Raw genomic sequence first — 18,531 nt, forward strand, 5'->3', positions numbered from 1 at the left:
CATAAACATAAGCAACTATGAATATAACGATAGAGTGATACATATATTTCAGTCTTGGAAGAGAGATAGCGGAGCAGTGAGAAAAATTGTATGCTATCGGAATATTTGGACAAAGCAAACATATGATATTACAAGTCCAATAAGTATGTACGAGTTGCGTCGCTGGCCTGCCCTTTTGTCCGGTGGATGGCGGCGAACCGGAAAATCAATTGGGAGGGGATATTCAGTGAATAAAGTAGATATTTTCAAGGACATTGCCGAAAGAACTGGCGGGGATATTTACCTCGGAGTAGTCGGTGCTGTCCGTACGGGCAAATCAACCTTCATTAAACGATTTATGGAGACTGTGGTACTTCCCAACATTCCAGTAGAGTCTGAGCGTGTCCGAGCTGTTGATGAGCTGCCGCAAAGCGCCGCAGGAAAAACAATTATGACGACTGAACCGAAGTTTGTACCTAATCAAGCGGTTCAACTAAGAGTTTCCGAGGGACTTGAGGTTAATGTGAGGCTTGTTGACTGCGTAGGTTACGCTGTAGACGGGGCAAAGGGCTATGAGGATGAAAACGGTCCGCGTATGATTACTACACCGTGGTTTGATGAGGCGATCCCGTTTCAGGAAGCTGCAGAGATTGGGACCCGTAAAGTGATTCAAGAGCATTCCACGTTAGGTGTTGTAGTTACAACCGATGGTACCATAGCTGAGATCCCTCGCAGCTCGTACGTGGAAGCTGAAGAACGTGTCATTGAAGAGCTTAAAGAGGTCGGTAAGCCTTTCGTGCTAATCGTGAACTCTACTAAGCCTCGCAGTGAAGAAACATTAGCGTTACGAGATGAGCTTCAAGAAAAGTACGATATTCCGGTTATCGCCTTAAGCGTTGCAACGATGAACGAAGAAGAGGGCTTAGCTGTTTTACGTGAGGTGCTGTATGAATTCCCAGTACACGAAGTAAATGTTAACTTACCTAGCTGGGTTATGGTATTAAACGAGCAGCATTGGCTTCGTACGAACTTTGAGAATTGTGTCCGTGACACGGTGAAGGATATTCGCAGATTACGCGATGTTGATCGTGTTGTCGGTCAATTCATGGAGTACGAGTTCATTAGTCGTGCAGGCTTGAGCGGTATGGATATGGGTCAGGGTGTAGCTGAAATTGATCTATATGCTCCTGATGAGCTATACGATCAAATTCTTATGGAAGTGGTCGGCGTTGAGATTCGCGGCAAAGACCATCTGCTAGCACTGATGCAGGAATTCGCTCATGCGAAGAAGGAATATGATCGATTTGCTGAGGCACTTGAGATGGTTAAAACGACAGGCTACGGCATAGCAGCACCTTCTCTTGCAGAAATGGCGCTGGATGAACCTGAGCTGATTCGTCAAGGCTCACGCTTTGGTGTAAGATTGAAGGCAACAGCTCCGTCAATCCATATGATTAGAGTTGATGTTGAATCAGAATTTGCACCGATCATCGGTACTGAGAAGCAAAGTGAAGAGCTAGTGCGCTACTTAATGCAGGACTTTGAGAACGATCCAATTAAGATTTGGGAGTCTGATATATTCGGACGTTCGCTGCATAACATCGTAAGAGAAGGCATCCAAGGAAAAATTGCAATGATGCCTGACAATGCACGCTATAAGCTACAGGAAACACTTGGCCGAATTATAAATGAAGGCTCTGGTGGTCTAATTGCAATCATATTATAATGCTCCAAGCTGTTAGTCAAAAACCTCCTGTTATCGATGACGATAACAGGAGGTTTTTTGTATCGTATGTAAGATAGTACGTTGAAAGAGTAAAGATAGCTTGGAATAGGACAAGCGAATTTGGAAATAGTTCTGAGGCTACTAGCTTCGTTGAAAGAATCGTATTAAGATGAAACAAACCTAGCTCAAAACTTAGAAAAGACAAGTCACTTCAAGCAATTATATAAAAGTTACAGCAATACTTGTATTTGCTCGTCCCTTGTATTACTATAGTTTTATTGTCAAAAGGTATATATTTCTAGAAAAAGGTCAATATGAGAAATAACAGCCTACGTTAAGGAGGTGAAACTATGAATAAAACGGATTTAATTAATCAGGTTTCAGAGCTATCTGGTCTATCAAAAAAGGATGCAGGTAAAGCAGTGGATGCTGTATTTGAAGCAATCGGTGATGCGCTACAGAGCGGGGACAAAGTTCAACTTGTTGGCTTTGGTAACTTTGAGGTGCGCGAGCGTCAAGCACGCAAAGGCCGTAACCCACAAACAGGTGAAGAAATCGAAATTGCTGCAAGCAAAATCCCAGCGTTTAAGCCTGGTAAGCAGTTAAAAGAAATCGTTGCACAATAGTGCATGTGAAAATTAAAGCTACGGGTCTTCTATGACTGCTGTAGCTTTTTTTATATGGAACTGAACGGTTCAGCATTGCGAATTCATCGAATATCCAATATAATGCATGAGAATGCTTGTTACAGAAAGCGAGGTATAAACAATGGAGCAGCAAACAGGTGATTATGTTGTTATTAGAGCGAAAGACGCAGGAGTAACGATCATGGGATTAACTCGTGGACAGGATACTCGATTTCATCATACAGAAAAGCTAGATAAAAACGAAGTGCTGATATGTCAATTTACAGACCATACTTCTGCAATCAAAATTCGAGGTAAGGCTCACGTCTTAACGCGTTACGGCGAAATTCATACGGATGAATAGTGGATATATAGTCAATCCCAGCAACTAGAGCTGGGATTTTTCTATATCCTTAACACTAATTGTCGTTGATTGTGCAGCAATCACTATAAAACTCTCGAAAAGTTGAATATTGTGTACAAGTCAACCGTACACTGTTATAAATGATGTAGAGAGTGAGCGATTGTTAATGAGAATAGCATTAGCACTGCTTAAAGGATTAGTTGTCGTCATCCTGTTATTGGGAATCGTTTTAATAGTCAGCCGTTATGTCGAAGTGCCAAAAACTCATTTGGCAGCGATGACACATCATAAAAGTGAGCCGTTGACTAACAATAATCTCGTTGATGTACTGTCTGAACATATTGATACAACGACGCTAAGTGCGATTAAGCTGCAGCACGGTGTATTGCAAGTTGAGTTATTGTTAAAGCAAGACGAAACGATTCAAGAGCAGTTATATCGAGTTGTACCTATGTATATTGCACTTGCATTTTACTACGGCAACAATATTGAACAGCTGAAGCTGAAGGTATACAGAGAAGAGAAGTTTAAGCAAGAGCAGCAACAATTGCTTCAGCTTACGATTCATCAAGACGACGTTTGGCTTGAAAAAGGGCTTGAGCAGTTAGAGGATATCCATTGGCTTGAAGATCGGACTTGGAATGAATGGCTTCGAATCAGAAAGTCAGCTTTTTGGCCATTACACTATGAGATTTAAGAAAGATTCGATGTCGTAATAACCTTTCTAGGAATGACAGAAAATATATGATATAATAATTTGCATTGTAAAGAGGAATGTTACCTATTTTTGTTCGGAGGCTTCATCAATGAAAAAATACCGTGTAGCCGATGCTGCAGCACCATTTGTCCAATATGATATGATTCAGCAACATACAGAGCTCCCTGCGTATGCAGAGCCTAGATTGCAGTTGCTATTCGGTGCCCTTAGAAGCTCTAATATCAATATGGAGCGTTCGGAGCTATATAATATAGTAACAGCTTTAGTTCAACTAGGTATGGATACCCATGATCTTATCGATACGGAGATTGGACAACGAACGGAAGAGCAAATGCGTTCAAGACAATTAAAAATTTTAGCAGGTGATTACTTTAGTGCGCGCTTTTACCACTTGTTGGCTAAGGCTGGAGAAGTGGAGCTTATTGGGCTATTAAGTAAAGCGGTTGCAGATGTGAATCGCATGAAGGTTTCGCTATATGAGAAGGTTCAGGCAGCTACTCTTTCTGCAGAGGACTATTTAAGTAGCCGAATAAATCTTAAAAGTGAGATGTTTCAGCCTTTTAAGCGATTCTTTGAAGATCCGCTGCACAGCACATGGGAAGAGCTGCTTCACTATGTGTCTCGTTTTGAAGTAATCTATGAGGAGCTAAAAAACAGTTTGGCAGCGGGCGGCTATGCGCGCAGCTTCGCTTACTGGTCATTGCTCGGCATGACGATAACAGCTGAGGAAAAAACATTAATTAAACAAAATGAATATGAGCATTTACTTGAAAAATATAAGATTCAGCATTTTATGCTAGACAAGCTACATACAGCGCATGAAGCGATTCATCGCTTGTTAGATCATGAGCATTTTTCCGAGCTGAAGCTTGAGCTTCATGCATTAATGGAGGAAATGGCGATGAAAGTTGCGAAATATTCAATGAAACGAGTGGAGGCCCAATGAGTTCTAACTCTATGCAAGATTCTTCTAAAAGTCATGTGCATGATCTATTCGAAAATATTGCACCGAAATACGATAAAATGAATGATATTATGAGCTTCAGGCAGCATAAGGCTTGGCGCAAAAAAACGATGCAGCTCATGGATGTGAAGTCAGGGCAAACCGCACTCGATTTATGCTGCGGTACGTGTGACTGGACGATTGATTTAGCTAAGGCTAGTGGAACAGGTAACATAGTTGGTCTTGATTTTAGTGAGCAGATGCTAGCAGTTGGCAAACGCAAAGTAGCAGCTGCTGGATTAAGTGACCAAATTAAGCTTGTGCAAGGTAATGCAATGGAGCTTCCTTTTGCTGATAACTCGTTTGACTTTGTCACGATTGGATTTGGGCTTAGGAATGTACCTGATTATAAGCAGGTCGTATCCGAAATGCTGCGCGTAGTAAAGCCAGGTGGGAAAATTGTCTGCCTTGATATGTCAAAGCCTCAGGCGCAGCCATTTAAGAGCATTTATTATTTTTACTTCGAGAAAATTGTACCGTTGCTTGGTAAAGCTTTTGCAAAACAGTTTGCAGCCTACAAGTGGCTGCCAGATTCCTTACAGCTTTTTTTAGATGCGAAAGAGCTTAAAGCACTGTTTGAGGAAGCAGGCTCCAAAAACGTCTATGTAAAAAACTTTTTTTTCGGTATTGCAGCGTTGCATATCGGACAAAAGTAAGCGGGTGAGAAAAAGTATAGTTGCCGCAACGGTTAGGGTGAGAATATGAAACTGATGGAAATATATGCCAAAATGAAGGGCGATATTAATAAAATAGAAAATGAGCTAGAGCGTGTCGTGACGGACGAGCAACCGTTGCTATCAGATGCGGCGCTTCATCTGCTGAAAGCAGGTGGCAAGCGGATACGACCAATCTTCGTACTACTTGGCGGAAAGTTTGGGTCGTATCATTTTGAGGAGCTTAAAAAGGTAGCCGTCACACTCGAGCTTATACACATGGCTTCGCTTGTGCATGATGACGTAATCGATGATGCGACTACGCGCAGAGGGCAATTAACTGTAAAGTCTAAATGGGACAATCGTATTGCGATGTACACAGGGGATTATATTCACGGCCAAGCGTTAACGCAAATTGCTCAAATTAATAACCCGATCGTACATCAAATGCTGTCAAAGGCACTTGTAGAGATGTGTATTGGAGAAATGGAACAAATACGCGACTTCTTTAATACGGATCAGTCGATACGCAATTACTTGCTGCGCATCAGACGGAAAACGGCATTGCTGCTTGCGATTAGCACACAGCTCGGTGGAATTGTCTCCGGGTGCAGCCCACAGCATTATAATGCGTTATATCGTTATGGTTACAATGTTGGTATGGCTTTTCAAATTCGGGATGATTTGCTCGATCTGTACGGAACAGAGAAGCAAATTGGCAAACCTCCAGGATCAGATATTCGCCAAGGCAACATTACGCTTCCGGTCATTCTTGCATTGCAGGATGAAGCTGTTCGTGAGCCTCTCCTTCAGGAGATTAAAAGAATCCATTCCGAGGGCGACGGTGCGGATACGAGCAAAGCCATTCATTACATTCGTAGAAGCGAGGGAAGCCAGCTTGCAGATGAGTTGGCCAATCGTTATATTGCAAAAGCGTTAGCGGTTCTGGAGCAACTGCCCGCTAATTCAGCACGTAAAAGCCTAACTGAAATTGCTCATTTTGTTGGTAAGAGAAATTACTAATGCGCTTAGGGGAAGGGGCATTATCGATGGAAAGAACATTCTTAATGATTAAGCCTGATGGCGTACAAAGAGGGTTAATTGGTGAGCTCGTCACACGATTCGAGAAAAAAGGCTTGAAGCTAGTCGCTGCAAAGTTTATGAAGATATCAGAAGAGCTTGCTGAGCGCCATTACGGAGAGCATAAAGGAAAGCCATTTTACGATAAATTAGTTGAATTCATTACATCCGGACCTGTATTTGCAATGGTATGGGAAGGCGATAATGTCATTGCTTTAACACGTGCGATGATTGGTAAAACCAATGCAGTTGAAGCAGCACCGGGAACGATCCGTTCCGATTATGCAGTACATACGAATTTTAATCTTATCCATGGATCTGATTCCGAAGAGAACGCTGCTAGAGAAATATCTATCTTCTTCTCTAAGCAGGAGCTTGTCGAGTATGAGCATAGCATCCAGCGCTGGATTTAAGCTTGATAGGGGGGCTTAAATATGACAGACGACTTGGACTTTCTACGATTTATTGACAACATAAAGAAGAAGACTGCGATAGATTTATCGCTTTACAAGGAAGCTCAGATGAAGCGCAGACTCACTACTCTTCGTCTTAAGCATGGATACACAACGTTCGAAACCTATTACGAGGCGCTTGTGCAGCAACCAGCTATGCTTGAGGAGTTTCTAGACCGGATGACTATTAATGTTTCGGAGTTTTGGAGAAATCCTCAGCGCTGGGACATACTGCGTCAGCAGTTTTTACCGGATATGATTAGCGCGTCCTCATCCAAGCTGAAAATATGGAGTGCTGCTTGTTCTACGGGTGAAGAGCCGTATACGCTTGCGATGATTCTTGATGATCTGGGAGCTCTTCATAAAACAAACTTGCTGGCAACGGATCTAGATCAAGGTGTGCTGAAAAAGGCGCAACAGGGCTATTATTTGGATCGCTCGGTAAGAGATGTGCCTGCATCCTTTCTAAAAAAATACTTTTTGGAAGAAGAAGGCGTATACTCCGTAAAGCCTGAATTGAAACGCGCGGTCGACTTTAGACAGCAAAATTTATTGTACGATGCATTCGATTCGGAGTTTGATCTCATTGTGTGTCGTAATGTCATGATTTATTTTACAGAAGAAGCTAAGCATGATTTGTATCATAAATTCGCAAAAGCGCTGAAAAAGGGTGGTATATTGTTCGTTGGCAGTACCGAGCAAATCTTCACTCCATCACAATATGGATTTGAAACTGCCGATACATTTTTCTATCGAAAATGCTAACTATCAAGGCTGTAATGATGAGGTGAGCACAGGTGCCTTCATATTGATCGCACAGCTCACCTTGTTCTGCTTTTGCTTGCAGTTTCTTGTCAAACCCGCAGTGCTGTACTATAATGAGCAAAGATGTTTACGGCATTACACTAAAGCAGAACAATGTTTTGCATGTTGAAGGAGGAGCTAGTTTTGAGTTTACGTTACTTAACAGCAGGGGAAACCCACGGTCCTCAGCTGACCGCTATTATAGAGGGATTACCTAGTAATTTAACGCTAGATTTTGAAGAGCTGAATTTTCAGCTACAGCGTCGTCAGAAGGGCCACGGCAGAGGACGTCGTATGCAAATCGAAAAGGATACTGCGAATATTGTAGGTGGTGTTCGTCACGGTAAAACGACAGGTGCGCCTGTAGCGCTAGTTGTTGAGAATAACGACTGGAAGCATTGGACGAAAGTGATGAATATCGAGCCGATTGAAGGCAATGATGAGACAAAACGTCGCGTTCACCGTCCACGTCCAGGTCATGCTGATCTTAATGGTGGCTTGAAGTATAACTTGAAGGATCTGCGCAACGTACTTGAACGTTCCTCCGCAAGAGAGACGGCTGCTCGTGTTGCTGTCGGTGCAGTAGCAAGACAGCTTCTGGCTGAATTTGGTATTAAAGTAGCGGGTCAGGTTATTCGTATTGGTGAGATTGAGGCACCTAAAAATAACCTTCCAATTGATGAGCTTATCGCTCGTACTGAGGAATCATCAGTTCGTGTTGTGGACAAAGAGACGGAAGAAAAAATGACAGCTTACATCGATCAAATTAAGCAGGAAGGCGACTCCATTGGTGGTATTGTAGAATGTATCATTGAAGGGGTACCAATCGGACTAGGCAGTCATGTTCAGTGGGATCGTAAGCTTGATGCACGTATTGCTCAAGCAGTTGTATCCATTAACGCGTTCAAGGGTGTAGAGATCGGTATTGGATTTGAAGCAGCACAATTGCGCGGCTCAGAGGTACATGACGAAATTCTATATACACCAGAGAAGGGTTATCATCGTGCAACGAATCGCTTAGGCGGCTTCGAAGGCGGTATGACAAACGGAGAGCAGATCGTTGTGCGTGGTGTTATGAAGCCAATTCCAACACTGTACAAGCCACTTCGTAGTGTAGATATTGATACAAAAGAAGAGTTTACAGCACAGGTTGAACGTTCTGACAGCTGTGCGGTACCTGCTGCAAGCGTCGTGCTAGAACATGTTGTAACTTGGGAAGTTGCTCGTGCATTCCTTGAGAAATTCGGTGGAGATTCGATCGAGGAAATTCACGCTAACCTTAAAAACTATAAAGAGCAATTGGAGAACTACTAGAATGCGTCAGCTGAATGTTGAGCTTGGCGAACGTTCTTATCCGATTTATATAGGGGAAGGCCTCTTAGCTGAGGTCTCTTCTTTTTTCGAGAATCATGGTATAGGCAAAAAATCTCCACTCATGATTGTGACGGATGAGAAGGTAGCTCCTCTATACTTAGATGAATTTACTGCTTCACTATCGTCTGCTGGCTATCGCGTAGTATCTGCAGTCGTTCCATCAGGTGAGCAGTCAAAATCACTGGCGAATTTGGAACAGCTTGTTTCCAAAGCACTGGAAGGCGGCTTGGACCGTAAATCAGCGATTATAGCGCTTGGTGGTGGAGTTGTCGGAGACTTGGCTGGCTTTGCTGCTGCGTCTTATATGCGTGGTGTAAAATTTATCCAAATTCCTACGACGATCCTTGCACATGATAGCAGTGTTGGCGGCAAGGTTGCGGTGAACCATCCGATGGCTAAAAATATTATCGGAGCATTCCATCAGCCTGAATTCGTGTTGTATGACTTAAACACATTGCAAAGCTTACCTGAGCGTGAAGTAAAGGCTGGATTATCTGAAGTGGTTAAGCATGGCTTGATTTGGGATGAATCATTCGTTCAGTGGTGCATCGAGCATGCCAATGACTTAATCAAGATGAAGCCTGATGCTTTAGGTTATGCGTTATATAAAGGGTGCGGCGTGAAGGCACAGGTTGTGTCACAAGATGAAAAAGAATCAAGTCTAAGAGCAATTTTGAATTTGGGTCATACGATCGGTCATGCACTAGAAGCTGTCGCTGGCTACAATGAGCTTCTGCATGGAGAGGCGATCTCCATCGGGATGATTGGATCAGCTAAGCTAGGGGTGCGATACGGCGCTTCTGAAGAGCTTTTACGCGTTACGACTTTAGCGCTTGAAAGCTGTGGACTGCCAACGCGTATCCCAGCACATTATGATACAGATGATATCATTGCAGCGATGATGCATGACAAAAAGTTCTCCGAAGGAACGGTTGTTTTTGTTGTTCCAACCGAAATCGGTAAAGTGGAGATAAAGCCAGATGTACCTGTACAGTGGGTAAGAGAAATAATCGAAGAGCTTAAGCAGGAGGCATAATCATGAGAGTTCGTGGAATTAGAGCAGCTGCAACTGTTGAGGCGAATGATGCAGCACAGATTAAAGAAGTTACACTAGCGATGCTACAGACACTAATCCAGGAGAATGATGTACAGCCTGAAGATGTTGCGAGCATTCTCATTACGGTAACGCAGGATTTGGATCAGGCGTTTCCAGCACAAACGATTCGACAGCTTCCAGGCTGGGAGCTCGTACCATTAATGTGTTCCTTAGAGGTTCCTGTGCAGGGTAGTCTCGAAAAATGTGTGCGTTTGATGGTCCTTGTAAATACAGAAAAGGCGCAGCATGAGATTAAGCATGTTTATCTTGGTGGCGCTAAGGTGCTTCGACCTGATTTGGTAAAGTGATTGACAAATTTAAGGTGAATAGCGTATAGTAAAAATTAGATGAGATGAGTTTAGATGAGATGTTTTAGAGATGAGACGAGAATAGTTGAATAGGTAGGCTGAAGTATGTGTATTTTAATACACTCTAGCTTTGGCATCATTTTTTATACTTATTTTCTATTTGAATTGAATTCTAACGGCTCCTGCTCATTGGCAGGGGCCTTTTTTATATCATAAATTTTGTACAAAAGATTCGGCGAAAAGCCTAGAGGAGAGTGCCTATGATGACAACGGAGCTACAGCAAGTTATTTCAATGGCAAGCAGCTATAATTTAATTCCAATCGTTCGCAGAGTAATGGCAGATACTGAAACACCCATTCGACTGTTTAAGCATTTTGCGAAGAAGGAGCATGCTTTCTTACTTGAAAGTGTGGAGGGGGGAGCCAAATGGGCTCGCTACTCCTTTATTGGAACTGATCCATTCATGATGCTGTACGGTAAGAACGGTGAAATGGTGCTTGAGCAGCAAGGAAGCAAGCAAGTGCTGTATGATAAGCCGCTGGAGCTGCTTAAAGCAAAGCTGAGAGCTTTCCGTACGCCAGTTATTCAGGACTTTCCTCCTTTTACAGGTGGAGCAATCGGATTTTTTGGTTATGATCTTCTGCAATATTATGAAAAGCTACCTGCTCATCGGATCGACGATATGGGTATGAATGATATTCAGTTTATGTTTTGTGATCAGATCATCGTATTCGATCACTTAAAACAGCAACTACTATTAGTAAGCAATATTCATATTGCCGATGGAGCGAATGATCGTGAGATCGAGGAAGCATATAACGCAACGTTGAATAAAATTGATGCGCTGACGGATGAAATTCGTTCGGTCAACATCGTAACGGATATACCGAATGGCAATTTAGATATGGATCCAGAGCTAGGTGAGGTCGAATCGAATCTTACAAAAGAGCAATTTATCGCCAATGTTAACCAAGCGAAGGATTACATTCGAGCAGGAGACATCTTCCAAGTCGTGCTTTCCCAGCGCTTCAATATCGAAACAACAGTTGATCCACTACATGTATATCGCGTCCTGCGCGTCATGAACCCGTCTCCTTACATGTATTATCTAAAAATGGGAGAGCAGGTCATCGTCGGAACATCACCAGAAGCACTCGTTAAGGTAAGCAATGGCAAGGTAGAAACTCGCCCAATTGCAGGTACGCGTCCACGCGGGGCAACGGTAGAAGAGGATAAGCGACTAGAACAAGAGCTGCTTGCAGATGAGAAGGAAAGAGCGGAGCATCTTATGCTTGTTGATCTAGGTCGCAATGATATCGGAAAGGTTTCAAAGTTTGGTTCCGTACGCTGTGACTCATTTATGGAGATAGAACGTTATTCTCATGTCATGCACATCGTATCTAATGTATCTGGTGAGCTTCGTGAAGATAAAGACTTTTTCGATGCATTCATATCCTGCTTGCCTGCTGGCACCGTATCAGGAGCGCCTAAGCTTAGAGCGATGGAAATCATTGCTGAGCTGGAAAATGAGGCGCGCGGAGCTTACGCAGGAGCAATTGGCTATCTTGGCTTTGGCGGCTCGATGGATGCTTGTATTACGATTCGGACGATTATTTTCAAAGACAATCGCGCCTATGTGCAAAGCGGTGCAGGAATCGTATGGGATTCGAATCCTGAAAGTGAGTATTTAGAAACGGTGAACAAGGCGAAAGCAAGTCTGAAGGCAATTCGCGTGGCAGAGCAAATGTTCTCACCGAATCGTCAAGTGAACCAAACAGCGGTTAATTCTGATTATGAAATCGTAAAGTAGGAGGAGATTGAGATGAGTGAGCAATTAACGATGCAGGCAGCAATTCAAAAGCTTGTTAATGGGGATAACCTTACGCGTGAAGAAGCGCGTGGTGTGATGCGTCAAATTATGAGTGGGGAAGCGACAGGTGCTCAGATCGGCGCAGCGGTGATTGCACTTCGTATGAAGGGTGAAACGAAGGACGAAATCACTGGTCTTGCAGAAGTAATGAGAAGCTTTTCCAATCGTGTGAACAGCAGTAGATCGGGTCTGCTGGACACGTGCGGAACGGGCGGCTCCGGCATCAGCAAGTTCAATATATCGACGGCTTCTTCATTCATCGCATCTGCGGCAGGCATTCATGTAGCGAAGCACGGAAATCGTGCGATGTCTGGAAAGTCTGGAAGCGCAGATGTGCTAGAAGCGCTTGGCGTCAATATTAACATTACACCTCAGCAAGCAAAGGATTGTTTAGACGAAGTCGGCATTTGCTTTATGTTTGCTCAGCTCTATCATCCATCTATGAAATATTCGGCTGCTCCGAGAAAGGAAATCGGGACACGCACGATTTTTAATATGCTTGGTCCGCTTACGAACCCAGCGAATGCCGATCGTCAATTGCTTGGCTTATATGATGCTAGTAAAACAGAGGTTATTGCTGAAGTGCTTGGTGAGCTTGGTATTACAAGAGCTCTTGTTGTCAGCAGTGATGATGGACTTGATGAAATTAGTATTTCTGCGGCTACAAAGGTTTCAGAGCTTAAGGACGGTCGTGTCTCTACCTATTATATTACACCTGAGGAGCTAGGGTTAACACGGTATCCACTGGAGCAGATATTAGGTGGAGAATCGACATATAATGCTCAAATCATTCGTGAAATATTTGACGGTAAACGAAAAGACGGGTATCGTGAGATAGTACTGGCTAACGCAGGAGCTTGCATTTATCTTGGTGGTCTTGCAGATAGTCATCGTGAAGGTGTTGCCATTGCTGCTGACATTATTTATTCAGGTAAAGCAGCACTAAAATTAAACCAATTAATTGAGAAGACAGGTGAATTGACGCATGTTTCTTAATCGAATCGTTGAAACGAAAAAACAAGAGGTTGAACAATTGGCTGGGCAATTAACGATTGCTGAGGCAGAGAAGAAGATTGCAGAGCTGCCGGCTTGTCGAGGCTTCGAGAAAGCTCTCCGTGCAGGTAATCGTCATAGAGCGTTAGGATTAATTGCTGAAGTGAAAAAGGCTTCACCATCTAAAGGTCTCATTAGAGAGGATTTTCATCCTGTAGCGTTAGCGAAAGGCTATGAGGCAGCAGGAGCAGACTGCATCTCTGTTTTAACAGATGAGCAGTACTTTCAGGGCAAAAATCAATTTTTAACTGATATTCGCAGCGAAGTTAACTTACCACTATTGCGCAAGGACTTTATTATTGATCCATTGCAAATTTATGAGGCACGATTGATCGGTGCAGATTGTATCTTGTTAATCGTAGCCATATTATCAGATCAACAATTAAGTGATTACTACGATCTTGCTAAGCAGCTAGGAATGGATGTGCTAGTTGAGGTGCATGATGAGAAAGAGCTTCAACGTGTACTGCAGATGAATAAAGCGACATTGATCGGCATTAACAATCGCAACCTTCATACGTTCGAGACCAACCTTGAAACGACAGCTAAATTGATAGAAATTATTCCTTCTAACGTAATCAAAATTAGTGAGAGTGGTATTTTGAGCAATGAGGATTATGAATATGTAAGATCTGTTGGTGCAGAAGGATTATTGATCGGTGAGCATTTTATGCGTCAAGGTGATGTTGGTGCGGCAATAGAAACGTTAATGGGTAAGGTGGAGCAATGAGTAGTATCACTCCGCATATCAAAATTTGTGGGCTGCGAGATACGTCCACGATAGCTGCGATGGACGGACTTGATATTACTGAAATTGGACTGGTCTTTGCTCCAAGTAAGAGACAGGTTTCGGTAGAAGAGGGGATAGAACTCACTACTTCTATTAAGCAGCTTGTCTGCAGAGATGGAAAGCCGCCACGGGCAGCGGGTGTTTTCGTAAACATGCCACTTGAAGATATGACTGAGCTACTGCATACGGTAGAGCTTGATATTATTCAGCTTCACGGCACAGAGTCGCTTGATTACTATGCAGCGCTGCATGCAAGGCTTAAGGGGCAAGTGCTATGGAAAGTTATATCTATTGCTGCAGATGTGCAGAAGATAGAGCTTTCTCAGCTAATTGCTGAGCTAGAACCATTTATGCCGTATGTCGAACGCATATTAATTGATGCCCCAGGCGGAGGAACAGGAAAAACATTCAACTGGGAAGCGATTAATGCTTATCAACAAGCAGCGAACTATTTTAACAAGCCGCTACTCATTGCTGGCGGGCTACATGCTGGTAATGTTACTGAGCTGCTCCAGCATTACGATGTGGATGGCATTGATGTATCGAGCGGAGTAGAAACAGATGGTAAAAAAGATATCGCTAAAATAAAAGAGTTTGTTAGAAAGGTGATAGACGCATGACACAATATCCAGATTCCAATGGTCGTTTCGGGCCATTCGGTGGAAGATACGTACCTGAAACATTAATGAACGCATTGCTTGAGCTGGAGGAAGCGTATCTTCACTACAGCAAGGACCCAGAATTCAAAGCAGAAGTGCTAGATTTGCTATATAGATATTCCGGTCGCCCAACCTCACTGTATTACGCAAAAAATTTAAGTGAGAAGCTTGGCGGCGCTAAAATATACTTAAAACGCGAAGATCTTAACCATACAGGTGCTCACAAAATCAATAATACGATTGGACAAGGGGTACTCGCAAAGCGTATGGGCAAAACAAAGGTTATAGCGGAAACAGGGGCGGGTCAGCATGGGGTTGCCTCGGCTACCATTGCTGCGCTGCTAGGCTTGGAATGTAAAGTGTTTATGGGTGAAGAGGATATGAAGCGTCAGCAGCTGAACGTTTTCCGCATGAATCTGTTAGGCTCTGAGGTCGTGCCTGTAACGAGCGGAACACGTACCCTGAAGGATGCCTGCAACGAGACGCTTCGCTACTGGGTAAGTAACGTAACGGACACGTACTATATTCTTGGCTCGGCAACTGGGCCACATCCTTATCCAATGATGGTTCGTGATTTCCAGCGCATTATTGGAGACGAGTCTCGTGAGCAAATAATGAAATATGAAGGTAAACTGCCAGACTATGTCGTTGCAGCTGTTGGCGGCGGAAGTAACGCAATCGGGATGTTCTATCCATTCATAGAAGATGAAGGCGTTAAGCTGTTAGGTGTTGAAGCAGCAGGACGTGGTGTTGATACAGAAGAGCATGCGGCTACGATGACGAAAGGCCGCCACGGTGTATTCCAGGGCTCGATGAGCTATGTGCTACAGGACGAACACGGTCAAGTGCTTCCAGCACACTCCATCTCAGCTGGTTTGGATTATCCTGGAATTGGTCCTGAGCACTCCTACTTAAAGGATGCAGGTCGAGCGCAATATGTGCCGATTACAGACCAAGAAGCATTGGATGCGCTGCAGGAGCTGTCCCGTACCGAAGGAATTATCCCTGCATTGGAATCAGCCCATGCGATTGCTCAGACGATTAAGCTTGCTCCAACGCTTAATAAGGATCAGGTTGTTGTTGTCAGCCTATCTGGACGAGGAGACAAGGATGTTGAAGCGATCATGGGATACCTTGGAGGGAACGAATCATGAATTTAATTGATCAGAAATTTGCTGAGCTTAAAGCTGAGCAGAAGAATGCATTGATACCTTTTATTTCTTGCGGTGATCCAACGCTTGATGATACGGTGGATATTGTTAAGACGTTAGAAGCGGCAGGCGCAGATATGGTTGAGCTAGGCGTGCCATATTCCGATCCGCTTGCGGATGGACCTGTTATTCAACGAGCGTCTGAGCGTGCATTGAAGTATTCAGTAACCCTTACTGATTGCATTAAGCTCGGCGGTAGACTGCGTGAAGCAGGTGTAACGATTCCGCTCATTCTGTTTACGTACTACAATCCAATCTATCAGTTTGGAATGGAGGCTTTTTTTGAGCTAGTCGTTCAAAATCATATTAGCGGATTAATTGTACCAGACCTGCCTATCGAAGAGGATCAAGAGCTACGCAGACTTGCTGAGCAGTATAATATTCACCTTATTCCGCTTGTTGCTCCAACCTCCAAAGAGCGAGTTGTGCGCATTACGAAGCAGGCTAGAGGCTTCGTATACTGCGTATCGTCGCTTGGTGTAACGGGTGAACGTTCTGATTTCCATACGGAAGTCGATGAGTTTCTAGATCTTGTAAGACGCTCCAGTGATGTACCGATTGCAATTGGCTTTGGTATATCCTCCCGCGAGCAGGTTGCTAGATTTGAGCAAAAATGTGACGGTGTCATCGTCGGCAGCGCCATCGTTCGTACGATCGAGAACAATGTGCCACTTTTGCAAAATGCTGCAACAAGAGAAGAGGGGCTTAACAATATTAAGCAATTCGTGGCAGCGTTAAAGGGATAATTATTCATGCAATTATTTATCGTAATGAAATCGTTGAATGCGATTTGAAATGATAGATTGTAATATAAAATGGTGCTAACAAGCTCCATTAATGAAAAAACAGGATGGAAAAATGCGGTCATTTTTCCATCCTGTTTTTTTAGTATTCATTTCTAAGAATCTTTATTGGGGATCATGTGGTCATATGTGTGAAGCTATTGTTGGTTAACATAAGCTTCGTATTGCTCCCTTGTACCGATAAAAAATTTTGAGATCGTTTCTCGGTCGCCACCATGTGTAGAAGCTACGCCGTGAAGGATTTCTTGATCTACTTTTATACGTTGACCCTGACTGTCAACAAAGTAAACTTCCACTGGCCCACTTTCTAGGGCAGATGAGGTACTTAACTTGCCTGAATCAGGTATGGAGTAAACAAATGAATTTTTTTCTTTTGCAAGGAGCTGGGAATCTGTTTGATTAAAGGTAACTACTACTTCACCAGTAAAATGTTCAGGTACTAAGTAAATATGCAGTGGATTTTTATTGATTGTAGCGAATAGAAAAACGACAGCAGCCACCATGAAAAATAGAGCTGCAAATATATATCTTTTCAAGGCAAGGTTCTTCCTCTCTATTCCAATATAATGCTTAGTTTGTAAGAAAAATTATTTTCGTTTACTTTCAGTATAACTGCGTCCATGGATCGTGAGCACCTGTATATATTGGAACTATGCTGGCAGCAGGAAAAGAGAGGTTTGTTGGTAGTATAGTGGTTATTGGTTACTAGACCCCAAGAGAATAGAAACTACAGCATATTCGTAGTGTCGAAACGCTTGTTTTAAAGATTTACTTTAAATGCAGGGTCAGTTATGAGAAAATAGTTAAAAGCAGTCGCTAATTAACGCTTTAAAGTAATTATGACGAAGAGGTGAATGGCTCATGCAGCCTAAAGTTAACATTATGCACTTACCGGTATATCAACCGGGCAAACCGATTGAGGATGTAAAACGTGAGCTTGGATTAGATGAAGTGATCAAATTAGCTTCGAATGAAAATCCAATTGGCTACTCTCCGAAGGCTAGAGAAGCTATGCTTGATGAAATAGACCAATTAAATATTTATCCGGATGGAGCAAGCGTCGAGCTTACTGCTGTATTGGCAAAAAGGCTCGGAGTTCAAGAAAATCAAATCATTTTCGGAACAGGCTCCAGTGATATTATACTTATGATATGCCGAGCGTACTTAACAGCTGAGGACGAGACGGTAATGGCGAATGAAACCTTCTCACAATATAAGCATAATTGTGAGATTGAGAATGCAAAAATTGTAGAGGTGCCTTTAAAGGATGGCAGACATGATTTAGATGCCATGCTTGCTGCTGTAACGGATCGAACGAAGGTCGTTTGGATTTGTAATCCTAACAATCCTACAGGTACGGTCGTAGAGCATGAGCAGCTCGTTCAATTTTTAGAGAAAATGCCGAAGCATGTACTCGTCGTTCTCGATGAAGCGTATTGTGAATATGTTACGGCGGATAATTTCACTGATGGCGTATCATTACTTCCGCGATTTTCTAATGTCGTAATTCTACGCACATTCTCCAAAGTGTACGGTCTGGCTGCTAATCGTATTGGCTATGGAATTGGTGAAGCAAGCGTAATCAGAACCATTAACCAAGTGCGTGAGCCATTCAATACAGGTAGACTGGCACAAGTGGCAGCGAAAGCGTCGCTGCTTGACGATGAGTTTTTAGCGCGCAGCGTTGCTGCAAATTCGGCTGGACTGGACTATTTGCATTCAGCTTTTGATCGTCTAGGTCTGCAATATTTTAAAGGTCATGGTAATTTTATATTGGTAGATGTACGTACACCTTCAAAGCAAATTTTCGATTTATTGCTTCGTAAGGGCATTATTATTCGTGCAGGCTGGAAGCATTACCCTACATGGATACGTGTGTCTGTTGGAACAGAGCAGGAAAATATTAAATTCGTGCGAGAGCTGGAGGAAGTGTTAACAGAATTGGCGGTGCTACATTAAAC

The 18,531-nt window shown here is 43.2% G+C and carries 20 protein-coding genes; 19 read left to right on the forward strand and 1 reads right to left on the reverse strand.

The window, feature by feature from the left end:
• Window positions 1-226 precede the first annotated feature (226 nt).
• The 18 genes from spoIVA (at window position 227) to trpA (ending at window position 16,513) form a co-directional block, all read left to right on the forward strand.
• Window positions 227-1,705: a stage IV sporulation protein A gene (gene spoIVA, locus NSQ99_RS09280; protein WP_251666601.1), complete on the forward strand. Its 1,479-nt coding sequence runs from the start codon at window positions 227-229 to the stop codon at window positions 1,703-1,705.
• 350 nt (window positions 1,706-2,055) lie between these two features.
• Window positions 2,056-2,331: an HU family DNA-binding protein gene (locus tag NSQ99_RS09285; protein WP_251666600.1), complete on the forward strand. Its 276-nt coding sequence runs from the start codon at window positions 2,056-2,058 to the stop codon at window positions 2,329-2,331.
• Window positions 2,332-2,473: 142 nt separating this feature from the next.
• Window positions 2,474-2,695, forward strand: coding sequence for a trp RNA-binding attenuation protein MtrB (gene mtrB, locus NSQ99_RS09290; RefSeq protein ID WP_251666599.1), 222 nt, complete (start codon window positions 2,474-2,476; stop codon window positions 2,693-2,695).
• Window positions 2,696-2,861: 166 nt separating this feature from the next.
• Entirely contained in the window at window positions 2,862-3,392 is a 531-nt protein-coding gene (locus tag NSQ99_RS09295; RefSeq protein WP_251666598.1) for a hypothetical protein, read from the forward strand.
• A gap of 109 nt (window positions 3,393-3,501) precedes the next feature.
• A complete protein-coding gene (locus NSQ99_RS09300; protein WP_340836289.1) occupies window positions 3,502-4,359 on the forward strand; it encodes a heptaprenyl diphosphate synthase component 1 in 858 nt (285 codons plus the stop codon).
• A complete protein-coding gene (locus tag NSQ99_RS09305; RefSeq protein WP_340836290.1) occupies window positions 4,356-5,072 on the forward strand; it encodes a demethylmenaquinone methyltransferase in 717 nt (238 codons plus the stop codon). The genes NSQ99_RS09300 and NSQ99_RS09305 overlap by 4 nt, the downstream gene beginning before the upstream one ends.
• A 45-nt stretch (window positions 5,073-5,117) precedes the next feature.
• Complete coding sequence (locus NSQ99_RS09310) at window positions 5,118-6,092, forward strand: polyprenyl synthetase family protein (RefSeq protein WP_251666596.1); 975 nt, start codon at window positions 5,118-5,120, stop codon at window positions 6,090-6,092.
• Between the two features lie 26 nt (window positions 6,093-6,118).
• Complete coding sequence (gene ndk, locus NSQ99_RS09315; RefSeq protein ID WP_251666595.1) at window positions 6,119-6,562, forward strand: nucleoside-diphosphate kinase; 444 nt, start codon at window positions 6,119-6,121, stop codon at window positions 6,560-6,562.
• Between the two features lie 21 nt (window positions 6,563-6,583).
• The gene (locus tag NSQ99_RS09320; protein ID WP_340836291.1) at window positions 6,584-7,366 is read left to right on the forward strand and encodes a CheR family methyltransferase; all 783 of its coding nucleotides are present in this window, start codon (window positions 6,584-6,586) and stop codon (window positions 7,364-7,366) included.
• Between the two features lie 183 nt (window positions 7,367-7,549).
• The gene (gene aroC / locus NSQ99_RS09325) at window positions 7,550-8,719 is read left to right on the forward strand and encodes a chorismate synthase (protein WP_251666593.1); all 1,170 of its coding nucleotides are present in this window, start codon (window positions 7,550-7,552) and stop codon (window positions 8,717-8,719) included.
• Window position 8,720: 1 nt separating this feature from the next.
• Window positions 8,721-9,815: a 3-dehydroquinate synthase gene (gene aroB, locus NSQ99_RS09330; protein ID WP_340836292.1), complete on the forward strand. Its 1,095-nt coding sequence runs from the start codon at window positions 8,721-8,723 to the stop codon at window positions 9,813-9,815.
• 2 nt (window positions 9,816-9,817) lie between these two features.
• Complete coding sequence (gene aroH, locus NSQ99_RS09335; protein ID WP_251666591.1) at window positions 9,818-10,183, forward strand: chorismate mutase; 366 nt, start codon at window positions 9,818-9,820, stop codon at window positions 10,181-10,183.
• Between the two features lie 260 nt (window positions 10,184-10,443).
• Window positions 10,444-11,994, forward strand: a complete 1,551-nt coding sequence (trpE, locus tag NSQ99_RS09340; RefSeq protein WP_251666590.1) for an anthranilate synthase component I — start codon at window positions 10,444-10,446, stop codon at window positions 11,992-11,994.
• A 12-nt stretch (window positions 11,995-12,006) separates the two neighbouring features.
• On the forward strand, window positions 12,007-13,050 hold the full coding sequence (gene trpD, locus NSQ99_RS09345) for an anthranilate phosphoribosyltransferase (RefSeq protein ID WP_340836293.1): 1,044 nt from the start codon (window positions 12,007-12,009) through the stop codon (window positions 13,048-13,050).
• The gene (gene trpC / locus NSQ99_RS09350) at window positions 13,040-13,837 is read left to right on the forward strand and encodes an indole-3-glycerol phosphate synthase TrpC (protein WP_340836294.1); all 798 of its coding nucleotides are present in this window, start codon (window positions 13,040-13,042) and stop codon (window positions 13,835-13,837) included. The genes trpD and trpC overlap by 11 nt, the downstream gene beginning before the upstream one ends.
• Window positions 13,834-14,517 (forward strand): phosphoribosylanthranilate isomerase, encoded by a 684-nt coding sequence (locus NSQ99_RS09355; protein WP_340836296.1) that lies wholly within the window; start codon window positions 13,834-13,836, stop codon window positions 14,515-14,517. Before trpC ends, NSQ99_RS09355 begins: the two co-directional genes overlap by 4 nt.
• A complete protein-coding gene (gene trpB / locus NSQ99_RS09360; RefSeq protein ID WP_251666586.1) occupies window positions 14,514-15,710 on the forward strand; it encodes a tryptophan synthase subunit beta in 1,197 nt (398 codons plus the stop codon). The genes NSQ99_RS09355 and trpB overlap by 4 nt, the downstream gene beginning before the upstream one ends.
• The gene (gene trpA / locus NSQ99_RS09365) at window positions 15,707-16,513 is read left to right on the forward strand and encodes a tryptophan synthase subunit alpha (protein WP_251666585.1); all 807 of its coding nucleotides are present in this window, start codon (window positions 15,707-15,709) and stop codon (window positions 16,511-16,513) included. The genes trpB and trpA overlap by 4 nt, the downstream gene beginning before the upstream one ends.
• A 194-nt stretch (window positions 16,514-16,707) precedes the next feature.
• On the opposite strand, the gene NSQ99_RS09370 is transcribed toward trpA, so the two are convergent.
• A complete protein-coding gene (locus tag NSQ99_RS09370; RefSeq protein ID WP_340836298.1) occupies window positions 16,708-17,106 on the reverse strand; it encodes a DUF6843 domain-containing protein in 399 nt (132 codons plus the stop codon).
• A gap of 325 nt (window positions 17,107-17,431) precedes the next feature.
• Between NSQ99_RS09370 and hisC the strand changes: the two genes are divergently transcribed.
• Window positions 17,432-18,529: a histidinol-phosphate transaminase gene (gene hisC, locus NSQ99_RS09375; protein WP_340836299.1), complete on the forward strand. Its 1,098-nt coding sequence runs from the start codon at window positions 17,432-17,434 to the stop codon at window positions 18,527-18,529.
• Window positions 18,530-18,531 lie beyond the last annotated feature (2 nt).

The organism is Paenibacillus sp. FSL W7-1287 (assembly GCF_038004245.1).
In the GTDB taxonomy this organism is placed as follows: domain Bacteria; phylum Bacillota; class Bacilli; order Paenibacillales; family Paenibacillaceae; genus Pristimantibacillus; species Pristimantibacillus camelliae.